Consider the following 9,995-nt stretch of genomic DNA (forward strand, 5'->3'; position numbering starts at 1 on the left):
CCCTGAACGGATGCACATACTCGTCGTCGAGGACGAACGCCGGATGGCCACCGCGCTGCGCCGCGGCCTGGAGGCCGACGGTCACACCGTCGACACCGCCCACAACGGGCCCGAAGGCCTCGCCCTCGCCGACCGCCACCCCTACGACGTGATCGTCCTCGACATCATGCTGCCCGGCCTCAACGGCTACCGGGTCTGCGCCCGGCTGCGCGCGAGCGGCTGCCGGGCCGGGATCCTGATGCTCACCGCCAAGGACGGCGAATGGGACGAGGCGGAGGCCCTGGACACCGGCGCCGACGACTACCTGTCCAAGCCGTTCTCCTTCGTCGTGCTGCTCGCCCGGCTGCGCGCCCTGCACCGCCGGGTCGACCAGCGGCGCCCGCGCCTGCACACCCTCGGCGACCTGGTCCTCGACGCCAACGCCCGCACCTGCGTCCGGGCCGGCCACCCCACCCAGCTGACCGCCCGTGAGTTCGCGATCCTGGAGTACCTGGCCGCGCGCGCCGGGACGGTGGTCTCCAAGCGGGAGATCCTCGACCACGTCTGGGACGCCCACCACGACGCCGACCCGAGCATCGTCGAGGTCCACATCCACGCCCTGCGGCGCAAGATCGACGCCCCGTTCGGCCGCGCCGCCCTCCAGACCATGCGCGGCGCCGGCTACCGGCTCGCCCCCGACGGCGGCTGAGATGCGCCCGCGCCCGCCCCGGCTCCTCGCAGTGCTGCGCCGCCTCCCCACCCCGCCGCGCCGCCCCGGGCTCCCGCGCCCGCTGCGCCGCTTCGTCCCCCGGTCCGTGCGCGCCCGGGCCACCGCCGCCGCCGGTACGGTGCTCGCCGCGGCCCTGGCCCTGGCCGGCGCCGGACTGCTGACCGCCCTGCACGCCGACCTGGTCGCCTCCGCCGCCTCCGCCACCCGGCAGCAGGCCGAGTCCGTCGCCCAACTCGCCGTCCAGGGGCGGCTGACGCCCGTCCTGCACGCCGGCCACGGCACCGACTTCCTCCAGGCCGTCGACGCCCACGGCACCGTCCTCGCCGCCAGCCCCAACCTGGCCGGCCGGACCGCCCTCACCGCCGCCCACCGCACCGGCTCGCGCACCACCGACGACATCGACCCGCTGTACGACCACCACCGCCAGCGGCTCACCGCCGTCACCGCCGACACCCCGGGCGGGCCGGTCACCGTCTACGCGGGCGCCTCGCTGCGCGCCGCCGACGAGGCCCTCGACACCACCCAGGCCGCGCTCGCCGTCGCCTGCCCGCTGCTGCTGCTCATCGGCGTGGTCGTCACCTGGCGGGTGACCGGGCACGCGCTGCGGCCGGTGGAGGCCATCCGCGCCGAGGTCGACGCGATCACCGGGCGGGACCTGCACCGGCGCGTCCCCGAGCCCGGAACCGCCGACGAGATCGCCCGCCTGGCCGCCACCATGAACGCGATGCTCGACCGGCTGGAGGCCTCCGGACGGCGCCAGCGGCAGTTCATCGCCGACGCCTCGCACGAACTGCGCAGCCCGCTCGCGGTGCTGCGCACCCAGCTGGAGGTCGCCGACACCCACCCCGACCCGGCCGTCCGGGCCGAACTGGTGCACGGCGCGCTCCAGGACACCGACCGGCTGCAGAGCCTCGCCACCGACCTGCTGCTGCTCGCCCGGCTCGACGCGGGCGGCGGCGCCGAGGACCGGCCCCGGCAGCGGATCGACCTCACCGGGCTGGTCGCCGCCACCGTGCTCGGCCGCCCGGCCGGCCCGCACCGGCGCACCACCGACCTGGCCCCCGCGGTGGCCGTCGAAGGCATTCTGCTCTGGCTCGGCCGGCTGCTCACCAACCTGCTCGACAACGCCGACCGGCACGCGGCGGGCGCCGTCCACGTCCGGCTCGCCGCCGACCGCGCCCGAGGCGTGGCCGTCCTGGACGTCGAGGACGACGGCCCGGGCATCCCGCCCGCCGACCGTGAGCGCGTCTTCGAACGCTTCACCCGCCTCGACGACGCCCGCAGCCGCGACGAGGGCGGCAGCGGCCTGGGCCTGCCGATCGCCCGCGACATCGCCCGCCACCACGGCGGCACCCTGGCCGTCACCCCGACGCCGTCCGGGGCCCGGCTCACGGCGACCCTCCCGCTGGCCGCCGTCCCGCCGGCTCCCGCCCCGGGGCCTGCCGTCGCGCCAGCCTCCGCCTCGCGGACGCCTTTTGACGGACACCCGCTGACGGAGGCCTGAGACCCATTCGGCGCACCGGGATCGTGGTCGCGGCCGAAGGTTCCCAGACTCGAACGAAAGAGGGGTGGACCCAACCAATCGGAAAGGCATCCTCATGAGCATCGGGCTGCGCCGCGTCCTCGCGGTGACCGCAGCGATTTCCCTCGGCCTGGGCGCGGCGTCCTGCGACAGCGCGACGCAGTCGTCCAGCGGCGGCTCCGGCGGCGGACCGCCCCCCCTCCCGGCCGCGGCCGGGAGGGGAGCCGGGCGGATAGCCCTGCTGCTGCCGGAGGCCAGGACGACTCGCTACGAGCAGTTCGACCGGCCGCTGATCGAGAAGAAGATCAAGGAGCTGGCGCCGGACGCGCAGATCGACTACTACAACGCCGGCCAGGACGCCGCCGTCCAGCAGACCCAGATCGACGCCGCCGTGAAGAAGGGCGCCAAGGTGCTGATCCTGGACGCGGTGGACGCCGAGTCGATCCAGGCGTCGATCCAGAAGGCGCACGACGCGGGCGTCAGGGTGGTCGCCTACGACCGCCTCGCCCAGGGCCCGGTCGACGCCTACGTGTCCTTCGACAACCGCAAGGTCGGCGAACTGCGGGGCCAGGCCGCGGCGGCGGTGGTAGGCGGCACGGCGGACGTCGGCGAGGCGATCACGACCAACGGCTCGCCCACCGACCCCAACGCGGCCGATCCCAGCGCGGCCGACCCCAACGCTGCCGTACCCAGCGCGGTCGACTCCAGCGCGTCCGATTCCGAGGCGTCCGGCCTGAGTGTCCCGTTGACCGGCCAGGACTTCCAACTCGACGGCGTGCAGAGGATCCTGGCGGGCGCCCAGGCCATGTCGGTCTACAAGCCCCTCAAGTCGGAGGCCGACACGGCCGCGCAGCTGGCCGTCGACCTGGCCTACGGCCAGGAAATCGGCGGCGCCCTCGTGCCGACCACGGTGACCAGCGGCAGCAGCGACAAGGTGCCGACCGGCCTGATCGCCCCGGTCGCGCTCACCAAGGACAACGTCAAGGCCACCGTGGTCGCCGACGGCCTCTTCACCGTCGCCCAGATCTGCACGCCGGACTACGTCGCCGCCTGCTCCGCGGCCGGCCTCCAGTAGCTGCGGCGGGCGCCGGCTCGCTCGCCCGGCGCGTCCGGACGGCGGCCGGGCGGGCGTGAGCACCCCCGCGTGGGCCCTATGCTGCGGAGATGCCGAGTGAGCTGCGCACTCTCAAGCCGGAGACCGACCAGCCGGAGACCCACCCGTCGGAGACCGATCAAGCGGAGACCGACCAGCCGGAGGCCGATCAACCGGAGGCCGATCAACCGGAGAGCCGCCCGCCGGAGGCCGACCTCGCCTTCATCCGGCGCGAGACCGAGCTGAAGCCCGTCCCGTTCGTCCCCGAGGTCGGCCTGCACATGGCCGAGGACGCGATCACCCTGTGGGAGACCACCGAGCGGGCGCGGGGGGAGGTCGGACTGCCGCCGCCGTTCTGGGCGTTCGCCTGGGCGGGCGGGGTGGCCGTCGCCCGCCACGTGCTGGACCACCCCGAGCTGGTGGCCGGGCGGGCGGTGCTCGACGTGGCCGCCGGGGGCGGGGTGGTCGGCGTCGCGGCCGCGCTGAGCGGCGCCGCGTCCGTGCGCGCCGCCGAGATCGACGCCTACGCGGTGGCCGCCATCGGCCTCAACGCCGAGGCCAACGGCGTGCGCGTGGAGGCCGCCCTGGTGGACCTGGTGGACGGCGACGGCGCCCCGGCCGATGTGGTGCTCGCCGGTGACGTCTTCTACGAACGGGCCATGGCCGCCCGTTTCCTGCCCTTCCTGGAACGGGCCGCCGCGCGCGGCGCCACCGTCATCGTCGGCGACCCCGGCCGGGCCTACCTGCCCCGGGAGCGGTTCACCGCGCTCGCCGCCTACCAGGTGCCGGTCGTCGCCGACCTGGAGGACACCGCCGTCAAGACCACCACGGTGTGGCGACTGGGCTGACGGCCCGTCCGTCCAGGCTGCGGAATTCCTGGCCGCCGGGCGGAACCGCCTGCTAAACAGGCCGCCATGACCGACGAGATCGCTCCGCGCACTCCCGCCCCCGACGGGATCGTCCTGCGCACCGCCGCCCCCGACGAGATTCCCGCGCTGCTCGCCCTCTGGGCCCGGGCGGCGAAGGGCGCCAGCATCACGGACGACGCCCCGGGCGTGGCCGCGCTGCTCGCCCGGGACCCGGAGTGCCTGATCGTCGCGACCCCGGCGGGCGACCCGACCGCCGTCCTCGGCACCGTGATCGCCGGCTGGGACGGCTGGCGCTGCCACCTCTACCGGCTCGCCGTCGACCCCGACCACCGCCGCCGGGGCATCGGCGCCGCCCTGCTCGCGGCCGCCGAGGCGCGCTTTGCCGCGCTCGGCGGCCACCGCGCGGACGCCATGGTGCTGGACGACAACGCCCTCGGCCACCGCACCTGGGAGGCCGCCGGCTACCGCCCCGAACCGCAGTGGAGCCGCTGGGTCAAGCCGCTGACCGCCTGATCCCGCCCCCGTCCGGACGGGCGCCGAGCGCTGGCGGCCGTGCCCGGGGCGTGGTCCGCTGGGGCCGATGCGTGTGCGAACGACCATGTTCCGGCACGCCGCCCAGCCCACCCCGCGAAGCCCGGAGAAGGACTGCCATGACCGACGACACCCGCACCCTCGCCTCCCCCGAGGCGGCCGCCGAACAGCTCACCCGGATGACCGACCTGGAACAGGCCCTCGCCTACTTCCACCAGCACGTGGCGTCCCCCCGAGCGGTCAACCTGTCCGTCGCCGAGAACGTCCTGCTCTACCACCACTCGATGAAGAAGAAGGTCTTCGACAACATCCAGCTGATCCCCGAGCGGTACATCCAGTACATCGACTCGGCCGGGACCTTGGCGGTGCGCCGGCCGGTCGCCAAGCTGCTCACCCTGGCGCTCGGCGCCGAGGTCCACGAGGGCGACGTGTTCGGCGTGGCCGGGGTCTCCTCCGCGCTGGAGTGCATCGCCTTCGCGCTCAAGGGCGCCGACCCGGTCGGCCCGCCGCTCAAGGACGGCGACGAGGTGCTGATCCCCGCGCCGTACTGGCAGGGCTTCAACTGGTCCTTCCAGGAGCGGCCCAGGCTCAGGTGCGTCCCGGTGAACCTGCCGACCGCGGGGGAGGAGCGGTACCGGCTCACCCTGCCCCTGCTCAAGAAGGCCTACGAGGACCGGAAGGCGGCCGGCCGCACGCCGCGCCTGCTCGTCCTCACCAACCCGCACAACCCGCTGGGCGTGAACTACTCGCGGGCCCTGCTGGACGAGATCTACGGGTGGGCGCTCACGGACACCGACCTGCACATCATCTCGGACGAGATCTACTGTCACTCCCAACTCGACAGCAGCACAACGAAGTTCACCAGCGCGCTGGCCCTGAAGGCGTACCAGGAGCAGCCCGCCCGGATCCACGTGGTCTGGGGCTTCGCCAAGGACTTCGGCCTGTCCGGCTTCCGCACCGGCTTCGTGATCTCCCGGAACCTCGCCGTGCGCAACACCATGCTCGGCAACAACGACCCGGCCGAGCCCACCCACCCGCTGCCCTGGTTCAGCCCCTTCGACTCGCTGAAGACCTACGTCATCCAGGACCTGCTGAGCGCCCCCGCCAACGGCTCCGGCGGCGAGCTCTACACCACCTATGCGATGCGGGAGTACCGCACGCTGCTCAAGACCAGTTTCGACAGGGTCAAGGGCGCCCTGGACGCCGCCAGGATCGACTACGTGCACCGGCCCGGCGACAACGCCGCCCAGTTCTTCTGGCTCGACCTCTCCAAGTACCTCGGCAAGCACCCCGTCCACGGTCACGAGGAGGTGGCCGGGCTGCCGCTCGCCCGGTCGAGCGGACTCGACCCGAAGGAGGAGCTGCTGTTCAGGTACCTCATGGCCGAGCCCACCGAGGTCACCCTGCTGCCCGGCGGCACCATGCACAACCCGGCACCCGGCTTCTTCCGCCTCTGCTTCACCGCCCGCCAGCCCGAGGACGTCGTCGCCGCCGTCCAGCGGGTGGGGACGGCGCTGGGGAAGCTGAAGTAGCCGGTACCGTGCGGCACCCGGGAGCTCCCGGGTGCCGCATGCGCCGTTCCCGGACTCAGCCGCCCAGCTCAGCCGCGCAGTTCGGCGAGCCAGGCCTCGACCTCGGTGGAGGTGCGGGGGAGGCCGGCCGACAGGTTCTCGTTGCCGTCCTCGGTGACCAGGATGTCGTCCTCGATCCGGACGCCGATGCCGCGGTACTCCTCGGGCACGGTCAGGTCGTTCTGCTGGAAGTAGATGCCCGGCTCGACGGTGAGCACCATGCCCGGCTTCAGCGGGCCGTCGACGTGCTCCTCGGTGCGCGAGTGGGCGCAGTCGTGGACGTCGAGGCCGAGCATGTGGCCGGTGCCGGCCAGGGTGAAGCGGCGGTGCAGGCCCAGCTCGTACACCTTGTCGGCGGTGAGGTCGCCGAACAGGCCCCAGGAGGTGAGGTGTTCGGCGAGCTCGCGCTGGGCGGCGTGGTGGAAGTCGCGGAAGTCGGCGCCGGGCTTCACCGCGGCGATGCCGGCCTCCTGCGCCGCGTACACCGCGTCGTAGACCTTGCGTTGCAGGTCGGTGAAGCGGCCGCTGACCGGGAGGGTGCGGGTGACGTCGGCGGTGTACAGGCGGTTGGTCTCCACGCCGGCGTCGAGCAGCAGGAGGTCGCCGGGCTTGGCGTGGCCGTTGTTGCGCACCCAGTGCAGGGTGGTGGCGTGCGGGCCGGCCGCGGCGATGCTGCCGTAGCCGATGTCGTTGCCCTCGATCCGGGCCCGGACGAAGAAGGTGCCCTCGATCAGCCGCTCGGGGGTCTCGGTGTCGGTGCCGAGGATGCGCACCACGTCCTCGAAGCCGCGGGCGGTGGCCTCGCAGGCGAAGCGCAGCTCGGCGATCTCGAACTCGTCCTTGACCAGGCGCTGGCCGGACAGGAAGACCTCGAACTCCGCGTCCCGCTCGGCGACGGCCCGGCCCTGGAGGGACTGCTCCACGCCCGCGTCGTGGCGGCGCAGCACGCGCACCGGGCCGGTGGCGGCGCCCAGGTCCGCGCGGACGGTGCGGACGTCCCGGCAGGGCAGGCCGAGCAGCTGCTCGCTCTCGGCCAGGCTGTTGCGGCGGCCGTCCCACAGCTCGCCGTGGTTGTCCAGCCAGAACTCGCCGTTGTCGGTCCGGGAGCGGTCGCGCAGGTAGAGCACGGCCCGGTGGCCGGTGTCGCCGGTCGGCTCCAGGACCAGCACGGCGTCCTGGGACTGGTCGCCGGTCAGGTAGACGTAGTCGGAGGACGGGCGGAACGGGTAGTCGGTGTCGTTGGCCCGCACCTTCGGGTTGCCGGACGGGACCACCAGGCGCTCGCCGGGGAAGGCCGCGGACAGCTCGGCGCGGCGGCGGGCGGTGTGCGCGGCCTGCGGGATCGGCTCCAGGGAGAGGCGCTCGGTGTCGGCCCAGCCCTGCTTCATGTTCTCGGCGAGCTCGTCCGTGACGCCGCGGGTGAGGCCGTTCTTGCGGTACTTGATGGTCTCGGCGGGTTCGGTCACAGCAGACTCTCCAGGTGAGGGTGGTGGATGCGAGGCGCTTCGCTACGCTGACCTGCCCGGTACGTAACAAGCGTTATGTACGGTATATCGAGCAGAGTTCGAAGAGAAGGGGTTGACCCGGTCGGCCTGGCCTTCCACCTGCGCAACGACAACGCCACCCCGGCGGCCTGGATCAAGTACGGCACCCCGACCGGACCCCGCTGGTCGGCAGCCGAGGATCTCAGACAGTGCCGAAGTCGCCGGACTTGACGCCGGTGATGAAGGACCGCCAGGCGTCGGCGCCGAAGGCGAGTCGAGGGCCCTCGGGGTCCTTGCTGTCGCGGACGGGGAGGATGCCGGGGAGCCCGGGTGCGACCTCGATGCATTGGCCGCCGCCGTTGCTGTACGAGGACTTCAGCCAGGAGGTGGGCTTGACCGTCGCGATGGGGAACATGGCGTGGAACTCCTTGAGACGGGTGCGGATGAGGGCCAACGAGTTTTCGCATGAGAGGGCTTGGGCCTGGAGCCAATGGTAAGTCTCTACGAGGGAGCGGATCTTGTCCTCGTCCTCGCGCTCGACGTAGCCCCGTTGGATGGTTTCGAGGTAGGCCATCCACTTCTTGTCCGTGCTGGTCAGCAGGGTGAACGGCATGGTCGCCGGGAGGGCTTCGCCAAGAGTGGACGGCGCGATCTGCAGCATGACGTGCGGAAGGCCGGCCACGCTCTCAAGTCGGCGAAGCTGCTCGGCCATGACGAAGGGGCCGCCAACGGTTCGCAGGCAGCTCTCGTCCAGGACGATGTGGATGGAGGGAGACGGTTCGCGGTACAGCAAGGCCTGCCGCGCCATGCGGACATTCAGGCGTTCGATGGCTTTGTCCTCGGGGATCTCACCTCGTTGGGCTGCGGCGTTGATGAGCGCCGATGCGTAGCCCCGCGTCTGGAGCAGCCCCGGGATGACGTTCAGCTCGAAGATCTTGAAGGCGGTGGCCTTGGCTTCGTGCTCGGTGTAGGAGACGAATCCACCGATCAGAGTGCTGTTCTTCGCGCTCCAGTACAGGAGCTCAAGCGCCTCGCAGGTGTCGAGTTCCTTGTCGCATCGCCGGACGAGGTTCAGCGGCGCGGGACGGTCTCCGTTCTCGATCATGGAGATGAGCGAATCGCTGTAGTTGGTCCGCCGCCCGAGCTCGATCTGAGTGAGCCCTCTCGCCTTGCGGAAGCGCCGGAGCTGAACGCCGATGGCTGCGTTCGGAGATGCGGTCGGGTCTACTTCCCGCTGAGGCATGGCAACCACCCATTTCCACAGTGCTCGCTGTCAAAGTGAAGCTCTTCCGATGCTAGCCGCGATTGGCCACTCTTGGTGAGGAGTTAGCAACAGAGAGGAGTTATTCCGTGGATATGACGAACGTTCAATCCGGCGAAAGCATCGTCCTGCGGCGGAACTTTCCGCCCTGTCGGTGCCCGCAGTGCGGCGATTCCGTTCCCGAGGCGCGGATGGGCAGTGGCGCCATCGCCCCGGCGGCGCCGCCCGTGCGACGGGTGGCGCCGCCGTCCGAGCCTTACCGGCCGACCGTTGTCGGCGAGCGGGTCTACGACGTCCGCTCCGGGCGCTGGGCCGTCTTCATGGGGTGGCAGCACGGGCTGGCCTTCCTCCGGCCCGTCGGAGGTGGCGTGGAGTGGGACACCGAAGCGCGTTGGATCACGAACAGCGAAGAGTGCGATGCCCCATGAGCAGCATGATCGACAAGGTCACGGCCGAGGACCGTCGCGTCGCGGCCGACATCCTCGACGACCTCCAGGCCGTCCTGCGCGCCGCCGAGGTCAAACTGCCCTCCCTCGGTATCGACTGGCTCTCGGCCAAAGCCACCGGAGTCATCCTGATCGACCTCGGGGCCGCCCGGCCGGACGTCATCGAGCGGCTGGTCGTCGTCCTCCGCAGGGGAATGCGACCGTAATCGCCTCCGGTGCCATCGCCATCGGGAGTTTCGCGCTCGCGGGTGTGGTTTTTCTCGCGATTCCTGAGTGTGTTCCCACTGAGGCGAGTGCATTGGTGTGCGTTCTCGTCTTCATCGCCTCCTCGACGGGTGGATTCGCGCTCGCCGCGGGGTGGATGAGGGTGCAGACATGACGGCGCGGGGTTCCAAGGGGCTCGAAGCCCCCGCCCCAAACGCAGTGTCCAGCGCCATTCCAGGCGTCAGTTCGGAAGGTGGCCCACAAGGGGGGGACCTTTTTCTTGCTCCTGTTCCCCCTTCCCGCAC

At 71.9% G+C, this 9,995-nt stretch carries 10 protein-coding genes; 8 read left to right on the forward strand and 2 right to left on the reverse strand.

Features of this window, described 5'->3' with window-relative positions; translation table 11 throughout:
- Positions 1 to 10: 10 nt before the first annotated feature.
- From ACFVX9_RS29395 to ACFVX9_RS29420, 6 genes are all read left to right on the forward strand, one after another.
- Positions 11 to 688 carry a response regulator transcription factor gene (locus ACFVX9_RS29395; RefSeq protein ID WP_380378996.1) on the forward strand — a complete coding sequence of 226 codons (678 nt, stop codon included), beginning with the start codon at positions 11 to 13 and terminating at the stop codon, positions 686 to 688.
- A gap of 1 nt (position 689) precedes the next feature.
- On the forward strand, positions 690 to 2,213 hold the full coding sequence (locus ACFVX9_RS29400) for an ATP-binding protein (protein WP_387984405.1): 1,524 nt from the start codon (positions 690 to 692) through the stop codon (positions 2,211 to 2,213).
- 94 nt (positions 2,214 to 2,307) lie between these two features.
- On the forward strand, positions 2,308 to 3,306 hold the full coding sequence (locus ACFVX9_RS29405) for a substrate-binding domain-containing protein (protein WP_387984407.1): 999 nt from the start codon (positions 2,308 to 2,310) through the stop codon (positions 3,304 to 3,306).
- 89 nt (positions 3,307 to 3,395) lie between these two features.
- Positions 3,396 to 4,172 (forward strand): class I SAM-dependent methyltransferase, encoded by a 777-nt coding sequence (locus tag ACFVX9_RS29410; protein WP_387984409.1) that lies wholly within the window; start codon positions 3,396 to 3,398, stop codon positions 4,170 to 4,172.
- A gap of 66 nt (positions 4,173 to 4,238) precedes the next feature.
- Positions 4,239 to 4,706, forward strand: coding sequence for a GNAT family N-acetyltransferase (locus tag ACFVX9_RS29415; protein ID WP_387984410.1), 468 nt, complete (start codon positions 4,239 to 4,241; stop codon positions 4,704 to 4,706).
- Between the two features lie 137 nt (positions 4,707 to 4,843).
- Complete coding sequence (locus ACFVX9_RS29420; protein ID WP_380485052.1) at positions 4,844 to 6,256, forward strand: pyridoxal phosphate-dependent aminotransferase; 1,413 nt, start codon at positions 4,844 to 4,846, stop codon at positions 6,254 to 6,256.
- Positions 6,257 to 6,324: 68 nt separating this feature from the next.
- Here the strand turns inward: ACFVX9_RS29420 and ACFVX9_RS29425 are convergent, their stop codons facing one another.
- On the reverse strand, positions 6,325 to 7,761 hold the full coding sequence (locus ACFVX9_RS29425) for an aminopeptidase P family protein (protein ID WP_387984412.1): 1,437 nt from the start codon (positions 7,759 to 7,761) through the stop codon (positions 6,325 to 6,327).
- 220 nt (positions 7,762 to 7,981) lie between these two features.
- Positions 7,982 to 9,022, reverse strand: coding sequence for a Scr1 family TA system antitoxin-like transcriptional regulator (locus tag ACFVX9_RS29430; protein WP_380345191.1), 1,041 nt, complete (start codon positions 9,020 to 9,022; stop codon positions 7,982 to 7,984).
- Positions 9,023 to 9,129: 107 nt separating this feature from the next.
- Between ACFVX9_RS29430 and ACFVX9_RS29435 the strand changes: the two genes are divergently transcribed.
- Both ACFVX9_RS29435 and ACFVX9_RS29440 read left to right on the forward strand, forming a co-directional pair.
- The gene (locus ACFVX9_RS29435; RefSeq protein WP_380378983.1) at positions 9,130 to 9,468 is read left to right on the forward strand and encodes a hypothetical protein; all 339 of its coding nucleotides are present in this window, start codon (positions 9,130 to 9,132) and stop codon (positions 9,466 to 9,468) included.
- Entirely contained in the window at positions 9,465 to 9,692 is a 228-nt protein-coding gene (locus ACFVX9_RS29440) for a hypothetical protein (RefSeq protein WP_380345195.1), read from the forward strand. Before ACFVX9_RS29435 ends, ACFVX9_RS29440 begins: the two co-directional genes overlap by 4 nt.
- Positions 9,693 to 9,995 lie beyond the last annotated feature (303 nt).

Source organism: Kitasatospora sp. NPDC058243 (assembly GCF_042882025.1).
Taxonomy (GTDB): Bacteria; Actinomycetota; Actinomycetes; order Streptomycetales; family Streptomycetaceae; genus Kitasatospora.